At 72.2% G+C, this 20,921-nt stretch carries 16 protein-coding genes; 5 read left to right on the forward strand and 11 right to left on the reverse strand.

The features are described from left to right. Position 1: 1 nt before the first annotated feature. The gene (locus FJ309_08575; GenBank protein ID MBM3954652.1) at positions 2–1,396 is read left to right on the forward strand and encodes a DUF1501 domain-containing protein; all 1,395 of its coding nucleotides are present in this window, start codon (positions 2–4) and stop codon (positions 1,394–1,396) included. Between the two features lie 249 nt (positions 1,397–1,645). Here FJ309_08575 and pdxH read toward each other — a convergent pair whose 3' ends face one another. Next, on the reverse strand, positions 1,646–2,290 hold the full coding sequence (gene pdxH / locus FJ309_08580; GenBank protein ID MBM3954653.1) for a pyridoxamine 5'-phosphate oxidase: 645 nt from the start codon (positions 2,288–2,290) through the stop codon (positions 1,646–1,648). 104 nt (positions 2,291–2,394) lie between these two features. Further along, entirely contained in the window at positions 2,395–3,849 is a 1,455-nt protein-coding gene (locus FJ309_08585) for a Na+ dependent nucleoside transporter domain protein (protein MBM3954654.1), read from the reverse strand. Between the two features lie 197 nt (positions 3,850–4,046). Here FJ309_08585 and FJ309_08590 point away from each other — a divergent pair, with 197 nt between their 5' ends. After that, complete coding sequence (locus FJ309_08590; protein MBM3954655.1) at positions 4,047–5,414, forward strand: Gfo/Idh/MocA family oxidoreductase; 1,368 nt, start codon at positions 4,047–4,049, stop codon at positions 5,412–5,414. 27 nt (positions 5,415–5,441) lie between these two features. Here FJ309_08590 and FJ309_08595 read toward each other — a convergent pair whose 3' ends face one another. The 6 genes from FJ309_08595 to FJ309_08620 form a co-directional block, all read right to left on the reverse strand. Beyond that, a complete protein-coding gene (locus FJ309_08595) occupies positions 5,442–6,566 on the reverse strand; it encodes a substrate-binding domain-containing protein (protein ID MBM3954656.1) in 1,125 nt (374 codons plus the stop codon). Next, positions 6,563–7,375 (reverse strand): ATP-binding cassette domain-containing protein, encoded by an 813-nt coding sequence (locus FJ309_08600; GenBank protein ID MBM3954657.1) that lies wholly within the window; start codon positions 7,373–7,375, stop codon positions 6,563–6,565. The genes FJ309_08595 and FJ309_08600 overlap by 4 nt, the downstream gene beginning before the upstream one ends. After that, entirely contained in the window at positions 7,359–8,270 is a 912-nt protein-coding gene (locus FJ309_08605; protein MBM3954658.1) for an ABC transporter permease, read from the reverse strand. Before FJ309_08605 ends, FJ309_08600 begins: the two co-directional genes overlap by 17 nt. Further along, positions 8,267–9,505 (reverse strand): STAS domain-containing protein, encoded by a 1,239-nt coding sequence (locus tag FJ309_08610; protein MBM3954659.1) that lies wholly within the window; start codon positions 9,503–9,505, stop codon positions 8,267–8,269. The genes FJ309_08605 and FJ309_08610 overlap by 4 nt, the downstream gene beginning before the upstream one ends. A gap of 181 nt (positions 9,506–9,686) precedes the next feature. After that, positions 9,687–11,045, reverse strand: coding sequence for a 2-oxo acid dehydrogenase subunit E2 (locus FJ309_08615; protein MBM3954660.1), 1,359 nt, complete (start codon positions 11,043–11,045; stop codon positions 9,687–9,689). Between the two features lie 18 nt (positions 11,046–11,063). Next, positions 11,064–13,058, reverse strand: a complete 1,995-nt coding sequence (locus FJ309_08620; protein MBM3954661.1) for a dehydrogenase — start codon at positions 13,056–13,058, stop codon at positions 11,064–11,066. 266 nt (positions 13,059–13,324) lie between these two features. Between FJ309_08620 and FJ309_08625 the strand changes: the two genes are divergently transcribed. After that, on the forward strand, positions 13,325–14,047 hold the full coding sequence (locus tag FJ309_08625) for an ABC transporter ATP-binding protein (protein MBM3954662.1): 723 nt from the start codon (positions 13,325–13,327) through the stop codon (positions 14,045–14,047). Here FJ309_08625 and FJ309_08630 read toward each other — a convergent pair. From FJ309_08630 to FJ309_08640, 3 genes are all read right to left on the reverse strand, one after another. Beyond that, a complete protein-coding gene (locus FJ309_08630) occupies positions 14,038–15,270 on the reverse strand; it encodes an FtsX-like permease family protein (protein ID MBM3954663.1) in 1,233 nt (410 codons plus the stop codon). The two genes, FJ309_08625 and FJ309_08630, sit on opposite strands and share 10 nt — an antisense overlap. A 14-nt stretch (positions 15,271–15,284) precedes the next feature. Continuing rightward, positions 15,285–16,544 carry an efflux RND transporter periplasmic adaptor subunit gene (locus tag FJ309_08635; GenBank protein MBM3954664.1) on the reverse strand — a complete coding sequence of 420 codons (1,260 nt, stop codon included), beginning with the start codon at positions 16,542–16,544 and terminating at the stop codon, positions 15,285–15,287. 230 nt (positions 16,545–16,774) lie between these two features. Further along, positions 16,775–18,199, reverse strand: a complete 1,425-nt coding sequence (locus FJ309_08640; GenBank protein ID MBM3954665.1) for a sodium:calcium symporter — start codon at positions 18,197–18,199, stop codon at positions 16,775–16,777. 1,265 nt (positions 18,200–19,464) lie between these two features. Here FJ309_08640 and FJ309_08645 point away from each other — a divergent pair. Both FJ309_08645 and FJ309_08650 read left to right on the forward strand, forming a co-directional pair. Beyond that, positions 19,465–20,448: a DUF1559 domain-containing protein gene (locus tag FJ309_08645; protein MBM3954666.1), complete on the forward strand. Its 984-nt coding sequence runs from the start codon at positions 19,465–19,467 to the stop codon at positions 20,446–20,448. A 42-nt stretch (positions 20,449–20,490) separates the two neighbouring features. Further along, a complete protein-coding gene (locus FJ309_08650; GenBank protein ID MBM3954667.1) occupies positions 20,491–20,874 on the forward strand; it encodes a hypothetical protein in 384 nt (127 codons plus the stop codon). Positions 20,875–20,921: the final 47 nt, after the last annotated feature.

A 20,921-nucleotide genomic window follows, 5' to 3' on the forward strand; every position in this document is an offset into this window, starting at 1 on the left:
GCTGGCAAGCCTGGGGGGCTCGTTCAGCGGCCTCGTCCTCGCCGCGCTCGTCGCCGACAAGGGGCACGGCGCCCCGACGGCCGCAGCAGCTTCGCCCCTCGCCCCGCGCCCCGGCCACTCCCCCGGGCGGGCGAAGGCGGTGATCCAGCTCTGCCAGAACGGCGGGCCGTCGCAGATGGATCTCTTCGACCACAAGCCGGAGCTGTCGAAGCGGAGCGGGCAGCCCCATCCGGGCACGGTGGAGACGTTCCAGCTCGGCAACAAGAACGTCCTCCTCGGGACGCCGTTCCGGTTCTCGAGGCACGGGCAGTCGGGGATGGAGTTTTCCGAAGTCATCCCCCGGCTCGGTGCGGTGGCCGACGACCTGTGCCTCGTGCGCTCGATGCACACCGACAACAACAACCATCCGTTCGCGCTCAACACGCTGCAGACGGGCAAGGTGTTCGCCGGCCGCCCGGCGATGGGGTCGTGGATCACCTACGCGCTCGGCACCGAGAACCGCGACCTGCCGGCCTACGTCGTGCTCCGCGATCCGGCCGGCTACAACACCTCCGGCAAGATGGTCTGGTCGAACGGCTGGCTGCCGGCCGTCTACCAGGGAACCGAGCTGGCGTCGCAGGGGACGCCGGTGCTCCACCTCGAGTCGCCGCGGAAGCCGACCGCCGCACTCCAAGCGCGGTCGCGCCGGCTGCTCGAGGCGCTCAACGAGGCGCATCTCCGCGAGCATCCGGGGGAGTCGGAGCTCGAGGCACGGATCGAGAACTTCGCCCTCGCCGCTCGGATGCAGGCCTCGGCGGCGGCGCTGCTCGACCTGTCGGGGGAGAGTGCCTACACGCGGCGGCTGTACGGCCTCGACGATCCCGCGACGGCCGGCTACGGCAGCCGCTGTCTGATGGCCCGGCGGCTGGTCGAGGCCGGGGTGCGGTTCGTGCAGATCTTCCCGCCGCTCAAGCCGTCGTTCCAGCCGTGGGACAACCACGATCGTCTCGCCACCGGGCTGCGCACGATCTGCGGGCAGGTCGACGGCCCGAGCGCCGCGCTTGTCACCGACCTCAAGCAACGCGGCTTGCTCGACGAGGTGATCGTGATGTGGGCGGGGGAGTTCGGCCGCCTGCCGATCACGGAGAACGCCGACGGCCGCGACCACAATCGCCATGCCTTCAGCCTGCTGCTCGCCGGCGGCGGATTCCGCGCGGGGCACGTCCACGGGGCAACGGACGACCTGGGGTATGCGGCGGTCGAGGGGCGCGTGAGCGTGCCCGATCTGCACGCCACGATCCTCCATCAGCTGGGCATCGACCACACCCGGCTGTCGTTTCCGCACGCCGGCCGAGCCGAACGGCTCACCGACCCCGAGGTGACCGGCGCCCGCGTGGTGCGCGAGCTCCTTGCCTGAGACGGCGGGGGCACGGGAGGTGTACCGGGATCGTGAGCGGGGCATCGCGGTGACGCCGGACGCCTACCGTTCGCTCGGCGCCGCCGAGCAGGCGGGGCTCGTGAAGCGCGAGTTCCCGCGCGCTTGCTCTCCACAGCGACGAGGCCTTTCGCGGCATGCGTTCTCGAAGACATCGATCGCCCGACCGCCGGCCCCGGCAGACGGGGAAACGACGGCTCCGAACCGGCCATACGGCTCCTTCGGCCCGGCTCAGGGGGCGAGGCGCTCGATGATCCAGCCGTCGGCGCCGCGGCGGTAGCGGAGCCGGTCGTGGAGGCGGCTCGGCCGTCCCTGCCAGAACTCGATCCGCTCGGGCACGAGGCGGAACCCGCCCCAGTTCTCCGGCCGCGGGATCGCCTCGTCGACGGGATGCTCGGCCCGGAACCGGGCGAACAATTCCTCGAGGGCGTCGCGCCCGGCGATCACCTCGCTCTGCGGCGAGCTCCACGCGCCGATCCGCGACGTGCTCGGGCGGCTGGCGAAGTAGGCGTCGCTCTCGGCGGTACTCGTCCGCTCGACACGCCCCTCGATCCGCACCTGCCGTTCGAGTGAGGCCCAGTGGAACGTCAGCGCCGCATGGGGGTTGGCGGCGAGCTCGCGCCCCTTGCGGCTGTCGTAGTTGGTGAAGAAGCAGAAGCCGCGGTCGTCGAACCCGCGGAGGAGGACGATCCGTGCCGAGGGGCGGCCGTCGGGGGTCGCGGTCGAGAGCGTCATCGCCTCGGGCTCGGGGAGGCCGGCGGCGACGGCGGCGTCGTACCAGACGGCGAACTGCCTGATCGGGTGCCGGTCGGCGGTCGCCTCGTCGAGCGCCCCCTGCTCGTATTCCTTGCGGGCGTGCGTCGAACGCGGTTCCATGGGCGGCTCTCCTCTCGGGCCATCGTAGCCGGTCCGGGGGCGACGGCGCGGCGGAACCGGCCGCGAATCGCAGTGCCGTCGGTCGCCCCGCGTGTGCGGTGCCGTCAGCGGCCGGTCAGGACGCCGGCGATCGCGGCGTTGAGGAGCGTGGCGAGGAACCCGGCGAACAACGCCCGGCCACCGAGCTTGGCGAGGTCGGCGCGGCGTGACGGGGCGATCGCGCCGATGCCGCCGAGCTGGATCCCGACCGAGGCGAAATTGGCGAAGCCGGTCAGCGCGTAGGCGGCCAATTCGAACGAGCGCGGCTGCATCGCGCCGGCGGCGAGGAGCTTCTTCATCTCCAAGTAGGCGTAGTGCTCGTTGATCGCGAGCTTGGCGCCGAGCAGCGAGCCGACCTGCTGCTGGTCGGCCGGCTCGACCCCCATCAGCATCGCCGCCGGGGCGAACAGCCACCCGAAGATCATCCGCAGCGAGAGGCCGTCGGGGATCCACGCCGTCGGCAGCCCGACCCAGCCGAGCAGCGGCTTGAGGCACGACAGCAGCCCGTCGAACATCGCCACGAAGGCGATGAACACGATCAGCATCGCGGCCACGTTGAGCGCGAGCCGGAGGCCGTCGGCGGTGCCGGCGGCGGCGGCGTCGACGGCGTTGACGTAGGGGCTCTTGACGTCGGTATGCGGCGTCAGGCCGCTCGTCTCGGGGCTCGAGGTCTCCGGAAAGATCAGCTTGGCGAGGTACAGGCTGCAGGGGCAGGCCATCACGCAGGTGGTGAGGACGGCGACCGGATCGGCGCCGTAGTTGATGTAGACCGCCATCATCCCGCCGGAGATGTGGGCGAAGCCGCTGACCATCAGCGTCGCCAGCTCGGAGCGCGTCATCCGCGGCACGTAGGGTTTGACGATCAGCGGCGCCTCGGTCTGGCCCATGAACACGTTGGCGGCCACCGACAGCGTCTCGGCGCCGCTGGTGCCCAGGAGAAACACCATCACCCGCGCGAACACGCGGACGATCCCCTGGAGGACGCCGAAGTGGTAGAGGACGGTGAAGAACGCCGACACGAAGAGGATCGGCGGCAGCGCCTTGAAGGCGAACATGAACAGGAATTCTTTGCCCGGATTGAGGGCGATGTCGCCGGGATTGGCGAGGTTGCCGAAGACGAACTTCGCCCCCTCGTCGGAGAACCCGATGAACGCCTTGACGACCTCGCCGACCGCCTCGAACAGCCCGCGCACCGACCACACCGTGCCGCCGAGCGTGACGCTGCCGTGGATCACGAGGACGGCGAGCGCCACCTGGAGTAGCACTCCGCCGACGACGGTCCGCCAGTTGACGGCGCGGAGGTTCGTCGACGCCGCGGCGGCGAGGACGAGGAACGCCACGCAGCCGACCAGTGCCGTGCCCTTCGGGCCGATCGAGCCTTGGACCGCGGTGGCCAGGCCGACGAGCGCGAGGAACGCCCCGGCCAGGCCGAGCCGCCACGGCAGGGGGGTGAGGTTGGGGGTTGGCGCGGAGGTGGCGACGCCGTCGATCGCCGGGGAATCGCCGTCGTCTCGCTGCATCGTGTCGCACTCCGTGCCGGGGCCCGGCTTCCCGCCGGCGGCGAGGATAGCCGGCCCGGAGGCCCCGTGCGAGGGGCGCACGACTTCCCGCCCGATGCTCACCGACGCCTCGTCGACGCGGGTTGGTATTCTCTTCCCGCCCGCCAGGGTGCAGTGCCCGATGGCGGAAGTCACTCTCGACCGAGGAGGCCCTGACGATGGCAGCCAGTCGTGATTCCAGGCGTCGGTTTCTCGCCCGCTCGGGAGCGCTGCTTGGTGGATCGCTCGCCCCGATCACCCGCGTCGCCCTCGCCGCCGATTCGCCGGCCGACCGGCCGGTGTTCGCCACGATCGGCCTCCGCAACCAGGGCTGGGAGATCACCCGCAAGTCGATCAAGTTCGCCGACTTCGCGGCGCTGGCCGACGTCGATGCCGGCGTCCTCGCCCACCATGTCGCCAACGTCGAAAAGGCGCAGGGCCGCAAGCCCGACGCCTACGCCGACTACCGCCGCGTGCTCGACCGCAAGGACGTCGACGCGGTGATGATCGCCACTCCCGACCACTGGCACACGAAGATCGCCGTCGAGGCGCTGCGCGCCGGCAAGGACGTGTATTGCGAGAAGCCGCTGACGCTCACGATCGACGAGGGGAAGCTTATCGAGCGCGTCGTCAAGGAGACGGGCCGTGTCTTCCAGGTGGGCACGATGCAGCGCACCGAATCGGACGGTCGGTTCCTCCAAGCCGTGGCACTGGTCCGCGACGGCCGGATCGGCACCGTCAGGAAGGTGACCTGCGGAATCAACGGCATGGAGCCGTCGCCGGAGATCCCCGAGGCTCCGGTGCCCAGCGGCCTCGACTGGGACACCTGGCTCGGCCCCGCCCCCGCGGTGCCCTACCGGGCGCTGCCGCAGCTCCGCGAGGGCTACGGCGGCGGCGTGCCGCTGTTCAGCAACTGCCACTACTCGTTCCGCAACTGGCACGAGTATTCCGGCGGCAAGCTCACCGACTGGGGAGCGCATCACGTCGACATCGCCTGCTGGGCGCTGGGTGCCACCGACACCGGCCCGAGCCGGATCACGCCGCTGGAGTACACGCTGCCGGTCCCCTACACCGACGGCCACCCGACGGTCGCCGACCGCTACAACGCGGCGACCGAGTTCACGATTCGCGCGGCGATGCCCGGCGACGTGGAGATGCTGATCACCAGCGCCGGTGACAACGGGATCCTGTTCGAGGGGACGAAGGGGCGGTTTTTCGTCAACCGCGGGAAGATCACCGGCGCCCCGGTCGACGAGTTGAAGGAGCGGCCGCTGCCCGAAGGGGCGATCGAGGCGGTGTATGGCGGGCCGGTGGCCGAGAACCACACCGCCAACTTCATCGACGCGATGCGCGCGAGGAAGCAGCCGATCTCCGACGTCTGGTCGCACAACCGGATGCTCGAGATCTGCCACCTCGCCAACATCGCGATGCGCCTCGGACGCGAGGTCGCCTGGGATCCGGTGAAGCGCGAGATCACGGGCGACGCGCAGGCCAACGCGTTCCTGGCGCGCGAGAGCCGCGCCGGCTACCGGATCGAGGGCGCCTGACGAGGGCCCCGCACGCCGCCGCTGCCGTCACCGCGCCGCCGCCTCGGCCTCGGTGAACGGGCCGGCGAGGACGGCGGATGGTTGGTCGCGCCGGCCGGTCTCGTCGATCACGACCCGAGCCTGCCCGAGGAGGGCCTCGGGCACCCGCCACCGGGTGCGGTCGTATCCCGGTGCCGCGAGGTTGATCGACAGCCGGGGCGGCCGTTCGCGGGCGGTCTCGCCGATTGCCACCGTCGCCGGATCGACGCCGTCGAGCAGGTCGCCGGCGAGTCGGCCGGCGAGGAGCCCGACCTCGTGGAAATCGAAGCCGACGTCGAACAGCGTTCCCCGGTCGGGCTTGCCGGGCACCACCGTGAACACCGGCACGCCGGCCTTCGCGGCGGCGGCGACGACCGACTCGGCCACCGCGGAGACGGTGGTGTCACCGGGAATGAACACGGCCTCGACGCCGCGCGACAGCGTCGCCTGGATCGCCTCGACCACCCCGGAGGAGTTCTCGACGGCCGCCTCGACGAGCTCGATCCCGCGCGCCCGGCAACTCGCCCGGGCGAGTTCCATGAAGCGCCGCGAGTTGGCCTCCGCCGGATTGTGGGCGACGCCGACGCGGGCCAGTCGGGGATTGACGTCGCGCGCGATGCGGAACGTCGCGTCGACCGGGGCGAGGCTTCCGTAGCCGACGAGGTGGCGGGGATGGACCATCGGATCGGAACGGTCGAAGCCGACTCCCGCCGAGAACGGATCGGCGACCGCCGAGAAGACGTGCAGCACGCGGCCGCGGGCGTTGGCGGTGGCCAGGGCCTGCAGCGACGGCGTGCTCGACGTCAGCGCCAGATCGAACGCCCCCCCGGCGATCTCCCGGGCGATTGCATTTGCCTGGCCGAGATCCCCTTCGGCGTTGTAACGCCGGATCGTCACCGTCTTGCCATCGACGTAGCCGCGCTCGGCGAGCCCGTCGATCATCCCACGGACGGCGTCGTCGAGCAGCGTCGTGCTCACCTGCTGGAGGACCGCCACGGCGGGCATCGTGCGCGTGGCCCGGCTGCGGTCGGTGGCGAGGAGCAGAGCCGAGGCGCCGCCGAGGAGGAGCATCGTGGGGAGGGCGTGCCGGGCGGCCCGGACGAGCGTCGCGTGGGCTGCGGGGAGGGGGCTCATACGTAGGATTCCGCAAGCGTGCGCGCGGCCTGGTCGTCGAGTTGATCGGCACGGCGCAGGGCGTCGAAGCGCTCGGCGAGGTCGTCGGCGGTGAGCCGGCGCTTCGCCGCCCCGGCCACGTCGAGGGCGATCCGGCCGCGGTGGATGAGGAGGAGCCGGTCGCCAAGCGCCGCCGCCTGGGCCAGGGAATGCGTGACCATCAGGGCGGTCAGCCGCTGCTCGCGGATGATCCGTGCGGTGGCCTGGATGACGCGGTCGGCCGCGGCCGGGTCGAGGGCCGCGGTGTGCTCGTCGAGAAGGAGCAACTCCGGACGCTGCCAGGTGGCCATCGACAGGGTCACGATCTGGCGCTGCCCTCCCGAGAGCGAGCCGATCGGCTGGTCGAGGCGTCGGTCGAGGCCGGGGACGATCGCCGCCAGCCGGCGTGCCGCTTCGTCACGGAGCTTCCGGCTCGTCGCCCAGCGGAGCCCGGCGGAGCGCCCGCGGCAGGCGGCGACGGCGATGTTCTCGAGCACGGTCAGCCCGGCCGCCGTCCCCGCCCGCGGATCCTGGTAGACGCGCCCGACCAACGACGCGCGCCGGTCCTCGCGCCAGTGCGTGACGTCGATACCGGCCAGCCGCATCGTGCCGCCGTCGAGCGGCACCGTGCCGGCGATCGCTCCGAGCAGCGTGCTCTTCCCGGAGCCGTTGGTCCCGATGACGACGACGAACGAGCCGGCCGGAATGCCCAGCGAGATCCCGTCGACGGCGCGCACGGTGGGGCCGCCGGGGGAGGCGAAGGCGACGGTGGCGTCAACGAGCTCGAGCATGGCCGCGGCGCTGGAGGAAACGGGGGGCGACGAGGGCGGCGAGGACGACGACCGCCGTCGCCGCCTTGAGCCAGTCGGGGTCGAGGCCGGCGCGGAGGGCGGTGGCGACGAGGAGCCGGAAGGTGACGCTGCCGGCGGCCGTCGCTACCAGTGCGCCCCCGAGACGCACGGGGCCGATGAGCGCCGCGCCGAGGAACACGCTCGCCATGCCCCACACGACCATCCCGATTCCCATCTGCACGTCGGTGAACCCCTGGTACTGGGCAACCACCGCCCCCGACAGGGCGCACAGCGCGTTGGCGATCGCCAGTCCCGCGAGTGTCATCAGCCCGGTGTCGCGGCCCAGCGCCCGGGCCATCGTCGCGGTGTCGCCACCGGCGCGCATCGCGGTGCCGAGCTCCGTCCGGAAAAAGGCCCACAGCGCAGCGATCGCCAGGCCGACCAGCAGCGCGACGAACACCGTCCGGGCGGCTTCCCCGGCGAGGGCTGCCGGCAGCCCGGCGTGCTCGACGAGCGGTGCGACGGTCGCCTCGGCACGGTCGAGCAGCGTGGTCGTCGACGACAACGGCAGGTTGCTCCTCCCGAGGACGACGAGGTTCACGCTCGCCAGGGCCGTGGTCACCAGGATCCCCGACAGCAGCCGCTCGACGCCGAGAAAGGCGTGGAGGAACGCCGTCGTGCAGCCGGCAACGGCCCCCGCGCCCAGGGCCGCGAGCGTCGCCAGCAGGGGATCGACCCCGCTGGCCAGGGCCACGGCCGCGACGACGCCGCCGAGTGTGAACGATCCGTCGGTGGTGACGTCGGGAAACGAGAACAGCTTGTAGCTCACGAACACACCGAGGGCGACCAGCGCCAACGCCAGCCCGAACGTCCAGGTCGAGAGCAGCGTGATCATGCCGCCTCCCTCCCGATGGTCAGCGGGGCGAACCAGCAGCGACCCCGCGCGAGGGTCGGCCGGCCGCTGCCGAGGACCGGCTGGGGATCGGTGAGGAGGTGGAGCAGGGCCAGGGGGGGCGAGGCGGCGAGATCGGCGACCGTGGCGGCGAGATCGCCGGGGCCGCGCTTCAGGGGCCGTGGTGGAAAGACGACGGCGTGAAAATGACCGGCCGGTGCCGCGCCCCCGAGCGGTCGGACGAACGACGCGAGCGGCGATCCCGCGGCGCCTCGTGTCGCAACGCCGACGACGATCGCGGCGCGCCGGGCGTGGACGGGCTCGCGCGAAAAGCTCAGCCAGCGTGCCGCGACGGTGCGGTCAGCCACACCGGGACGGTCGTCGGCGGTGATCTCGGAAAGCGGGCGGATCAATTCGGCGCCGACGAGCCCGTGGACCTCGCCCGCGACGACCAGCGCCACCGTGTCGGCGGCCGTCGAGTCGACAAGCTGCGTCGCCAGGTCGTCGATGGCGATCGGCTCCTCGGTCGCCATCTCGAAGCCGGCACGCCCCGACGGGACCCCGCGCCAGACCAGGCCGTGGCCGACGTCCAGCTCCGCAACGAGGTCGCCGGTGGCCGTGACGTAGTCGACGATGGAGAACGGCCGTGGCCGCCGATGGAACGCGATCCCCCCGGCGGCGAGAACCTCTCCGGCGCGCGACGCCAGCGGCAGATCCTCGACCAAGGCCCCGAGCCCGAGCGCGAAACAGTCGCCGGGGAACGCGAGACGGGGCGCCCCGGCGTGGCGCCCCGTCGACAGCGCCGTGTCCGATCCGACGACCCGGCCGGCGACCGGCGCGGTGGGTGACTCGAGTCCGATCCAGCGGATCGCGCCGCTCGTGTGGTCGGGGGAGGGCGTCACGGCCGGGGCCAGCACCGCGGCCGGCGGAGCGGATTCCATCAGCAGCGGGGACAACCGGGTGAGGTCGAGCACTTTCCGCACCGGCGGGCTTGCCGCCCGGATCCGGCACCGTCCCCCGACCCGCTCGGCGGCGCGGTTGATCTCGAACAACACGCGGATCCCTGCCGAACTGAGGAACCCGCAGTCGGCGAGGTCGAGCGCCAACGCATGGTGGCCGCGTCGCAGCTCGTCGTCGACGGCGCGCGCAAGCACCGCGGCGTGCTCGGCGTCGAGCCGTCCGGAGACGCTCACCACCAGTGCGTCGGGCGTTTCCCGCACGGTGATCGAGATGTCCATCGGCGGTGATCCACGGCGACCGACGAGGACTGAGCCGCGTCAGCATAGTGGGTGTTGCTCCGGGCGTGCCAGCGACGAGCGCGGTCCGCGAGCGCTGCTCGGTGGATTGTGCGGAGGGAGTGTCTTCGGGCGCCGGGGCGATCACCCGCCGAAGCAGCGGCGGGGGCCGCCGATCGCCTGATCAACGGTGTAAAGTCCGTGCGATTCCCGCGGCGACGGCGCCAAGGAACCGCGCGGCCGGCGCGCCGTCGACGATCCGGTGGTCGAACGACAGCGACAGCGGCAGTTGCCGTTGCCAGGTGGGATCAGTGCCGTCGTCCGCCGCGGCCACCGGCTGCGGCCGGATCGCCCCGACGCCGAGGATCGCCGCCTGCGGACAGTGGATCACCGGCGTGAAAAACTCGATGCCCTGGCTTCCCAGGCTCGAGACGGTGAACACGCCCCCCTCCATGTCGGCGGCGGTGAGCGTGCCGGAGCGGGCGGCGCCGACGAGCCGGCGCGTCTGGTCGGCGACCTCGGCGAGCGTGCAGGTGGCGACGTCGCGGACGACGGGCACGACCAAGCCGCCCGGGGCGTCGACCGCCAAGCCGATGTCGAGCCGCGGTCCTGGCAGCACCAGCCCCGCCTCGTCCCAGCGGGCGGCGAGCAGTGGATGGGCCGAGAGCGCCGTGGCGACCGCGACGAGGATCATGTCGGTGAGCGTCGCAGCGCGGTCGCCGTGCAGCGCCTTGCCGGCGCGTCTGGCGGCCTCGAGCGCCGTCGCGTCGGCCCAGGCGGTGAGCGTGACCGGGACCGTCTCGTCCCGGGCGCGGACCATCTGCCGGGCGATCGCCCGCCGGGAGCGCGAATGAGGCACGAGCGTCGCGCCCGCCGGGAGCGGGGGCCGGCCTGCCGCGTCGGCCACGGCGAGAACGTCGCGCTCGCGCACGCGCCCGGCCGCACCCCCGGTGCGAACGGTGGCGATGTCGATCCCACGGTCGCGCGCCGCACGGCGGGCGCGGGGTGATGCCCGGAGGGTTCCGCCCGACGGAGGCGGTCCCACGGCGGGCGCGGCACCGAGGTCCGCGGCCGACAGCGGCGCGTGCGGAAAGCGCGGCGCGACATCCGCGAGGTCGATCCCGAGCCGACGGGCCATGCGCCGCACGCTCGGCGAGGCCGCCGGGGGAATGGTCGACGAGCGGTCGCTCCGCGCCACGGCGCCGGGGGCTGCGGCCGCGGGCGCGGCGGACGAGCGCGCGGCAGGGGGTGTGGCGGCGTTCGCGGGCGTCGGCGCGGGGGGCCATCGCGGCTGCTCGCCAGATGCACAGAGCTTGGCGATCAACCGGCCGACGGGCACCGTCTGCCCCGGCTGCGGCGCGTCGGGGGCGAGGTGCAGCACGCCGCCGTCGAGCGCCTCGACCTCCTGCGCCGCCTTCTCCCCCTCGAGCACGAACAGCGCGTCGCCGGGCCGGACGACGTCGCCGGCCTGCTTGAGCCAGCCGGCGAACACACCTTCCTCCATCGACCAGCCGAGCCGGGGAATCGTCACGTCAGCGGCCATCGCCGATGGTCCTCCTCGTCATTCGGCCAACAGCCCGCGCAGCGCCGTCGCGATCGCCGCCGCGGTCGGCACGACTTCGGCCTCGAGCGTCGGGGCATACGGGGTCGGGCTCGGCGTGCCGCACAGCCGCCGCACCGGGGCGTCGAGATCGTCGAAACCGCGGTCGGCGACGAGCGCCGCCACTTCGGCCGCCAGGCCGCACGGACCGGCCGGCTCGTCGACGACCAGCAGGCGACCGGTCTTGGCGACAGACGCCAGGATCGCCTCGCCGTCGAGCGGGGCGACGGTGCGCGGGTCGACGACCTCGATCGCCGCCCCCTCGGCGGCGAGCGTCTCGGCCGCGGCGAGGGCGAGGTGGTTCATCCGCCCGACGGCGACGACGGTGGCGTCGCCACCGGCACGGGCGATCCGCGCCTTGCCGAACGGAATCTCCAGATCCCCCTCCTCGACCGGACCCTCGATCTGCAGCAGCTCGCGGTGCTCGAGGAAGAACACCGGATCGTCACCGCGCAGCGCGTGCGTGAACAGGCCCTTGGCGTCGCGCGGCGTCGAGGGGACGACGACGCGCAGCCCCGGCACCTGGGCGAGCATGCCGTAGTAGCTGCCCGAGTGGTGCGTCGCCGCGGAATGGCCGATGCCGATGCAGCCGCGGAGCACCAGCGGCATCCGCAGCCGGCCGCTCGACATGAACTGCACCTTGGCGATCTGGTTGACGATCTCGCCCCAGGCGTCGAGGAGGAAGTCGAGAAACATGAAGTCGACGACGGGGCGGGCCCCGGCCATCGCGGCGCCGCAGGCCAGCCCGGTGAACCCGCGCTCGCAGATCGGCGTGTCGCGGAGGCGCTGCGGGCCGTGAGCGGCATGGAGCCCCGCGGTGGTGCGGAAATTGCCGCCGCGACGGCCGATCCCCTCGCCGAGCACGAACACCGACTGGTCGGTGGCGATCGCACGCTCGAGCGCCTCGACGGTCGCCTTGACGAACGACAGCCGTCGGGCGCCGGGGTCGGCGGGGGGCTCGCGGACTTCGCGCGGGGCGGCGTAGACGTGGGTCGTCGCGCTGGCGGCGTCGGGGACCGGCGCGGCCTCGGCGGCGGCCCGGCCGCGCGCGATCGTCGCGGCCACCTCGGCCTCGAGGGCGTCGAGCTCGGCTGCCGGGATGCCATGGTCCTCGACCAGCCGCCGGCGGAACGTGGCGATCGGGCAGCGCTCCTTCCAGGCGGCGACCTCCTCACGCGTGCGGTAGTCGAAATCCCCCATCCCCTCGGAATGGGCGCGGGTCCGGTAGGTCTTGCACTCGATGAGGGTCGCCCCCTCCCCGGCGCGGGCCCGGGCCACGGCGCGCCGGGCGGCGGCCCGGACGGCGACGACGTCGTTGCCGTCGATCTCCTCGCCGGCCAGACCGTAGCTGGCGGCCCGGCGGCCGACTTCGGGATTGGCACTGGCCTCGCGGAACGGCACCTCGGTGGCGAAGCCGTTGTTCTCGCAGACGAACAGCACCGGCAGCTTCCAGATCGCGGCGAGGTTGAGCCCCTCGTGGAAGGCGCCGTTGTTGACCGCGCCGTCGCCGAAGAACGCCACGGCGACGCGGCCGCTGCCGGCCAGCGCGAAGGCATAGCCGCCGCCGGCGGCCTGGAGGATGCAGGGGCCGACGATCCCGCTGGTGCCGAGGAGGCCGATCTCCGGAGCGAACAGGTGCATGCTCCCGCCGCGACCGCGGGAGCAGCCGGTGCCGCGCCCGAACAATTCCGCGATCAGCGCCTCGGGCGCGAGCCCCTTGGCCAGCGCGTGGCCGTGGCCGCGGTGGGTGCTGAAGATCACGTCGTCCGTGTGAAGGCAGGCGCAGATGCCGGCGGCGACCGCCTCTTGGCCGACCGACGTGTGGCAGGCGCCGTGGATCAGCCCGCGCTGGTGGCAGCGTGCCAGTTCCTCCTCCGCGAGGCGGATCGTGAGCATCGTGCGGAGGAGTTCGAGCAGCGCGGCGCGGTCGGAATCCGCTGCAGGGTCGTGCGGCATGCCCGGGTGCGTCTGTCCAGCCGACGAACGCGGTTGCTTGGCGGTCATGGCTCACCACGTCGGGACCCGGGCCGGGCGGGAGCCCGGTGCAGCCGTCAGAGTAGCCGGAAGCGCCGCTGCATGTGAGGCCGGCCGTGGCGTGCCGCCGGCCCGCGGGCGCCGCCCCCTGCGGGAATCGGGGGCCGGTGGGGTAAGCTCCGCGGCCGCCGCGCGCCGATCGGGCGGCCGGTTCATCGCCCGACGTTCGCCCCTCTCGGCGTCCCGCCATGCCTGCCGACGGCACCGCCGCCGCGCCGCTCATCCGCGTCACCGACGTCGTCAAGGTCTACGACCTGGGGAGCGTGCGCGTCGAGGCCCTGCGCGGCGTGTCGCTGGCGATCGGCCGGGGGGAGCACGTCGCCCTGGTCGGGCCGTCGGGGTCGGGCAAGTCGACGCTCATGAACACCCTCGGCTGCCTCGACCGGCCGACGTCGGGGAGCTACGTCCTCGATGGCCGCGAGGTGACGACGCTTTCCAAGGACGAGCGGGCGCATGTCCGCAACCGGCACCTCGGCTTCGTGTTCCAGAGCTTCAATCTGCTGGCGCGGACGACGGCGCTGGAGAACGTCGAGCTGCCGATGATCTATGCGCGCGGCGTGCCGGCGCGGGAGCGGCGCCGGCGGGCCCGGGCGGCGCTGGAGAGCGTCGGCCTCGGCGACCGCCTCGACCACCACCCGACGCAGCTCTCCGGCGGCCAGCAGCAGCGCGTGGCGATCGCCCGGGCGCTGGTCAACGGCCCATCGATCCTGATGGGGGACGAGCCGACGGGCAATCTCGACAGCCGCACCGGTCAAGACGTGATCGACCTGTTTCGGCGCTTGAATCGCGAGCAGGGGCTGACGGTGATCATCGTCACCCACGACCCCGAGGTCGCCGCCGCTGCCGACCGGGTGGTCACGCTCCGCGACGGGCTGGTCGTCGCCGACGAGCCCGCGGCGCGTCACTCGTAGCGCAGGGCCTCGATCGGATCGAGCCGGGCGGCGCGGCGCGCCGGATACCAGCCGAAGAACACGCCGACGACCGCGGCGAAGCCGATCGCGAGGATCCCTGCCGGGACCGAGACGACGATCGGCCAATCGGCGCCGGAGGAGTAGGCGTTGATGAGGAGCGTGAGGCCGGCCGCGCCGGCGACGCCGAGCGCGAATCCGACGGCGCCGCCGAGGGCCGCCAGGAGCACCGCCTCGACGAGGAATTGGCGGAGGATGTCGCCGCCGGTCGCCCCGAGCGCCATCCGCAGGCCGATCTCACGGGTCCGCTCGGTGACGCTCACGAGCATGATGTTCATGATCCCGACGCCGCCGACGAGCAGCGAGACGCCGGCGATCGCGGCGAGCATCGCCGTCATCACGCCGGTGACGACACCGAGCGCCTTGGCGATCTCGGTCGTGTTCTGGACACGGAAATCGGCCGGCTGGCCGGGGGCGATCCGGTGGCGGTCGGCGAGGAGATGGCGGATCTCGCGCTCGGCGACGTGCATCGTCTCGGTGGCCCGTGCCGAGACGAGGATCGCGTGGACCCCCTTGAATCCGGTGCCGACGAGCCGCTTCCGCGCCGTCGAGTAGGGCATCAGGAGGATGTCGTCCTGGTCGTCGCCGACGATGTTGGCCCCCTTGCGCTCGAGGACGCCGACGACGCGGAACGGGATGTTGCGGATCCGGACGACCGCGCCGAGCGGATCGGCGGTCTGGAACAGCCGGGCGGCGACGGTATGACCGAGGACGCAGACCTTCTCAGCGCCGGCGACGTCGCGCTCGGTGAAGAACTCGCCGCGCTGCACGCGCCAGCTGCGCACGGTGAGGAAGTCGACGCCGACGCCGAACATTTCCTTGGGGCTCCAATTGGTGCCGCCGTGGATCGCCTGGCCGAGGGCCGCGACCAGCGGCGTCGTGGCCAGCACAGCCGGGCACTCGGCGGCGATCGCGTCGACGTCGCCCTGGGAGAGGGTCGGGAGGGGCCCGAGGCGGACGCCGCCGCGCTCGCCGGTGCCGGGGACGACGACGATCACGTTGGTGCCGATGGCGGCGAACTGGCCGCGGATCATCGCCGCCGCGCTCTGGCCGATCGAGACGAGCGTGGTCACCGCGGCGATCCCGATGACGACGCCGAGGACCGTCAGCCCGGCGCGGAGGCGGTTCTTCGCGAGCGCCCGGAAGGCGAGTTGGAGGGTGACCATGGCGTGGGCGCCCGTCAGTTTTCGGTCGGCGCGATCCCGACGACGAGCCGCGCCCCCGGCTCGACGTCGCCGGAGACGATCTCGGTGGAGCGGTGGTCACCGATTCCCGTGACGACGGCGATCGCGCGGAGCAGCCCGTCGGGCTCGACGACCCACACGTGGCGCCGGCGGCGCTCGGCCTCGGCGTCGGCGCGGGCCGCCGCCGACGGGGCCGCGCCCCGCGCCTGGTCGTCGGCCTCCAGTGCGCGGCCGTCGAGGATCGGCCGGTCGGCGGGTCGGACATGGTCGCGGAGCGGGTAGAAGCGCAGGGCGCCGTTGGGAACCTTGACGACGTCGTCGCGGCGGTCGACCTCGAACGAGATCTCGGCCGTCATCCCCGGCAGCAGGGCCAGCGACGGATTCGGGGTGGCGATCACGACGGGATAGGTGACGACGTTCTGCGACGTCGTCGAGGCGAGGCGGATCTGCGCGATCCGCCCCGAGAACAGTTCGCCCGGATAGGCATCGACCGAGAACTGCACCGGTTTGCCGGCGTCTTGGGCGCGGCGGATCATCCCGATATCAGCCTCGTCGACCGACGCGAAGATCCACATCTCCCGGCGCAGGTCGGGGGCGATCACGAACAGCTCGGGCGTCTGGAACTGCGCGGCGATGGTCTGCCCGAGCTCGATCTTCCGCTCGACGACCGTGCCGCTCACCGGGGCGAGGATCCGCGTGTACCCGAGGTTCGTCTCCGATGTCTCGAGGTTGGCCTGGGCCTGTTCGATCGCCGCCTCGGCCATCACGATCTCGGCCTCGAGGGCGACGCGGTTGAAACGCTTCTCGTCGAGGACGCTCTCCGAGATCGCCGTCGCGTTGCGGTCGGCGAGCGCCAGCGACCGCTCCTCCTCGCGCCGCGCCTGTTCGAGCCGGGCCCGGCCGCGCTCGAGCTCGGCGCGCCTGGCCGCCAGCGCTGCCCGGTCGCGGGCGACGAACGCCCGGTAGGTGCGCGGGTCGATCGTCGCCAGCAGGTCCCCCGCGGTGACCTCCGAATTGAAGTCGGCGTGGAGCTCGACGATCTGGCCGGAGACGAACGCCCCGACCTGCACCGACTGCACCGGCTCGACCGTCCCCGTCGAGTTGATGACCTCGACCACGTCGCCGCGCTCGGCTGCCAGGGTGTCGAACCGCGGCCGGTTGTGGGCGACCCACCACGCCATCGCGGGCCCCCAGGCCGCCGCCCCGGCGCCGCCGAGAACGGCGAGAGCGACGACGGTCTTGAGGGCGCCGCGCATGGGACGATCCGGGCGGAGGGATTCCCCGGATCATATCCCGGCGGCCGTGGCCCGACCCAGCCCGAGTCCCTCAGTCGCGGTCCATGTCGGGCGTGTGGAGCTCCGGAGCGTGGAGGTGCGCGGCGGTCTCCGCCGGCTGGGCGAGGACCTTGGAGACGCACCAGGCGAACAGCAGCGTCACCGTCCCCACCGAGGCGATCATCACGGCCAAGCCGGCGGGTTGCATCGGGTCACTCCGTTTCGTCACGGTACCGGCGCGAGCCGCCGATCGTGGCGGCCAAACCGGCGGCCACCACCGTCACCACCCCGATGCACAGCCAGGCGACAGGGTCGCCGTCGACGAACAACGCCTTGGTGTAGGGGCTGCCCTGTGTGCCGCCGCCGGAGGGGTCCCAGCCGAACACGTTCCGCGCCACCCAGAGGGCGAAGATCGCGATCAGGAACGCCGGGCAGACGTAGCGGAACACCGGCTTGAACCACCCCGGCAGGTTCAGTGCCGCTCCGGCGTGGAGCTCGCGCCAGCCGCGTTCGATCCCGAAGAACCAGCCGAAGAGGATGATCTGCACGGTCGCGAGAACAAAGATCAGGAACGTCCCGACCCAGAAGTCGAGCGTGTCGAGGGCCTTGAGATCCTTGCTGAACCAGGCGACGAACCCCGTGCCCAGGGCCGTCAGCGTGCCGAGCAGGCCGACCGAACCCTTCCGCGTGATTCCCAGCGACTCCTCGAGCAGCGCGATCCCCGGCTGGAGCATCGACAGCGAGCTGGTGATCGCGGCGATGAACAGCACGAAGAAGAACAGGGCGCCGAACAAGCTCCCCAGCGGCATCGTGCTGAACACCATCGGCAGGACGTTGAACCCGAGGCCGAACGTGCCCTTGCCGGCGACCCCGGCCACGCCGAGGAAGGCGACGGCCGCCGGGAGCGTGATCAGGCCGCCGAGGGCGACCTCGCAGAACTCGTTGGTGGCGCTGGCGGTGAGGCCGGAAAGCAGGAGGTCGTCGCGCGGACCCATGTAGCTGGCGTAGACGAGGATCACGCCGAAGCCGACCGACAGCGAGAAGAAGATCTGCCCCGCGGCCGCCAGCCAGAGGTTGGGGTCGGCGAGCTGCTGGAGCACCGTCCGCTCGACGACGGTTGCCCCTTCGGTCGCGGCCGCCAGCGTCTCGGCGCGCGTTCGCTGGCGGAGCGGATCGGCGTCGACCACCTCGGCGAGTGTCTTGCCGTCGGCAGCGACGACGAGCGTCTTGCCGGGGTTCCACATGTAGCCCAGGCCCGTGGAGACGTTGTGATCGGGGCGGGCCGGATCGGGGGTGCCGAGCGTGAGCACCCGGACGAGGACGAGCAGCGAGAGGACGACGAGGACCGGCATCCCGACGCGGCAGGCGAGCTCGATCCCCTGGGAGATGCCGCGGTAGATGAGGACGAGGTTGAGGAGGAACACGATCACGAGCCACGGCAGCAACGAATCGAGGCCCGGCTTCAGCGCCGCCCCATCGGCCGCGATCCCGACGAACGACGCGAAGTAGGCCTCCGACGCCGCAACGTCGGCGAAGCGCAGCGCCGGGTCGAACATCGCCCTCAGGAACCGCACCGTGTACCCGAGCGTCCAGGCCTCGATGACGACGTAGTACATGAAGATGATCAGCGGGATCATCGCGCCGAGGATCCCCAGGTACTTGCTTCCGCGCCACGGCACGAGGCAGTGGAAGGCGCCGGCGGCGGAATTGAAGCCACGCTGGCCGGCGTAGCGGCCCATCGCCCATTCGGCCCAGCCGATCGGCAGGCCGATGATCAGGAACGAGATGGCGTAGGCGATCATGAACGCCCCGCCGCCGAACTGGGCCACCTGGCCCGGGAAGCGGATGAAGTTCCCGAGGCCGACGGCGCTGCCCGCCACGGCGAGAATCATGCCGATCCGAGAGCCCCAGGAATCGCGTCCGTTCGCTGCCATGGGGCGTATGGTAGCCAGCCTCCCGGCGGCCGCGAAATGACAGACAGTGCCCCGCGGCGACCGAACGATTGACCCGGGTGTCGGTGGCTGGCTACCATCCAGGCGCGGTGGGGGAGTCGTGGGCCTGCGGGCCCGTTCGTGAACAGTCGTCCGGGGGCCTGCGTAGCTTCCGCCATGCGCCCGAGTGGCCAACACCAGCCGGCACGGTGGCTTGCCCGACTCGTCGGCGTCGGTGCGGCGCTCGCGCTAGCCTGCGTTGTCGGCACGCGGGCCGACGCGAGCTGCGGCGACTGGCTCGAAGGGCACGCGATGGCGGCCCACGTCGGCCGCGCTCTTGCAGCGCCGACCGTTCCCGAATCCGGCCCCACCGAGGCCGACCGCGGTACCCCCAGGCCGCGCCGCTGCGACGGCCCGGCGTGCCGAAAGGCGCCGGGGATGCCGCTGACGCCGGCGGAGTCTCCGGCGGTTGCGCTCGATCACGACCGCGACGCGCTGATCAACGGCTGCGATCCGGCTCCTGCGGCGAACGCCGTCACCGCGCTCGAGGCCGGTTCCGATCCTCTTCCGTCGGCCCTCTCCGACCGCCCCGAGCGCCCACCGAGGGGCTGCTGACGCCGTCCGGGTGATTCCGCGCGCCGATCGGGCTCTCCCGGTCGGCAGTGGAGTTCGTCGCCCGGCCGACGTCCGCGACCTGGCCGCACCGCGGCCCGTGGGTCGCCGGCTCGCCTGAGATGGCAAGCCGTCTCCACCACCGGGCAGCCGCCGGCCCGCGTCGCGGGGTCCACGTGCATCCGCCGTGCCGACCGCGCTTTTCGCGCTAGTCGGCGCGGCGGGCCCCTCAGCTCCGTCCCGGTGATCGTTCCGGGTGCGGGGATTTCGGGGCCGGTCGATCGCCTCGAAGGTCATTCGGTCGTCAACGGCCACGGTTCGTCCGATCCATTCTTCTCTTCATTCCGGAGTCCCCCGTCATGATCATTCCCACGAGGTTCCTGTCGTCGCCGCGCCCGCGACTCGGCTTCACGCTCGTCGAGCTGCTGGTCGTGATCGCGATCATCGGCACGCTCGTCGGCCTCCTGCTCCCTGCCGTCCAAGCGGCGCGGGAGGCGGCCCGACGGTCGCAGTGCGGCAACAATGTCCGCCAGATCTCGCTGGCCCTGCAAAACCACCACTCGGCGCGCGGTGCCCTGCCGACCGGGCGGACCGCCTCGGGTGTGTCGGGGCAGGCCTTCCTGCTGCCGTACATGGAGCAGATGAGCCTGTTTCAACTCGTCGATCCGGCGAAGGCCTGGAACGATCCGGCCCATGCCGCGGCGGCAGCGGCCCGCGTGAGCAACTTCATCTGCCCGTCCGACCCGGCCACGTTCCTGCCCGGCAGCTACGGGCAAAACAACTACCGGCTCAACCAGGGCTCGGGGATCCTGTGGGGCAATCCGCCGACCGCCTCGTCGGATCCCAACTTCGGGATGCCGGCGCCCAACGGTCCGTTCTTCCTCGACAGCAAGATCCGCTTCAAGGACGTGACCGACGGCACGAGCCGCACCGCGGCGGTCTCGGAGCACGACGTCGGCGACTTCAACAACGGCCTGGCGACGGTCCGGACCGACACCTTCTGGCCGCAGACCACCCCGGCGACGGCCGACGATGCCGTGTCGCAGTGCCGGGCGTTCGATCCCACCAACCTGTCGTTCCAGCGCTTCAGTAACGTCGGTGGTCCGTGGCTCTACGGCTACCACTCGACGTCGATCTACTTCCACGCCGGCCCGCCCAACTCGCGGTCGTGCATGTTTCCCCCCGGCCGGATCATGACGACGGCGCAGAGCTCGCATCCGGGCGGCGTGGTACTCGGGATGTGCGATGCGTCGACGCGCTTCGTGGCCGACGGCGTCGACCTTGCGGTGTGGCGCGCGGTCGGCAGCCGCGATGGTGCCGAAGTCGCGAATCTCGACAACTGATCCTGCCCCGCGGTCGTCGGTTTCGTTCCCGAGGAGGTTGTGATGAATCCTTCGCTTCGCTCCGTGCCGTGGCTCGTCGTGGCGTTGGTCGTCGTGGCCGGCTTCGGTGCGGCGGGATGCAGCCGGGGGCCGGCGTACGTGGCCGAGCCCGATAAGGCGGCCGTCGTCCTCGAGACGGTCCTCGCAGCGTGGCGCGACGGCGCCACGTGCGAGGATCTGCGGAAGCGTGTGCCGCCGATCCACGTCGCCGACGAACGCTGGCTCCGCGGGGCGAAGCTCGAAAGCTTCGAGATCGGCGACGTGCGCCCGTTCGGCCTGAGCACGCGCTGCGAGGCGACCCTCGTCGGTCCGGCGCCGCTGGGCACGAAGAAGGTCGTGTACCACGTGTCGACGCAGCCGGCGATCAGCGTGGCGCTGGGGGATTGACGATGCGCATCGTGCGGAAATGCCTCGGTCTTTGGCAACAGTCCTCG

It is taken from the genome of Planctomycetota bacterium (assembly GCA_016872555.1).
Lineage (GTDB): Bacteria > Planctomycetota > Planctomycetia > Pirellulales > UBA1268 > F1-20-MAGs016.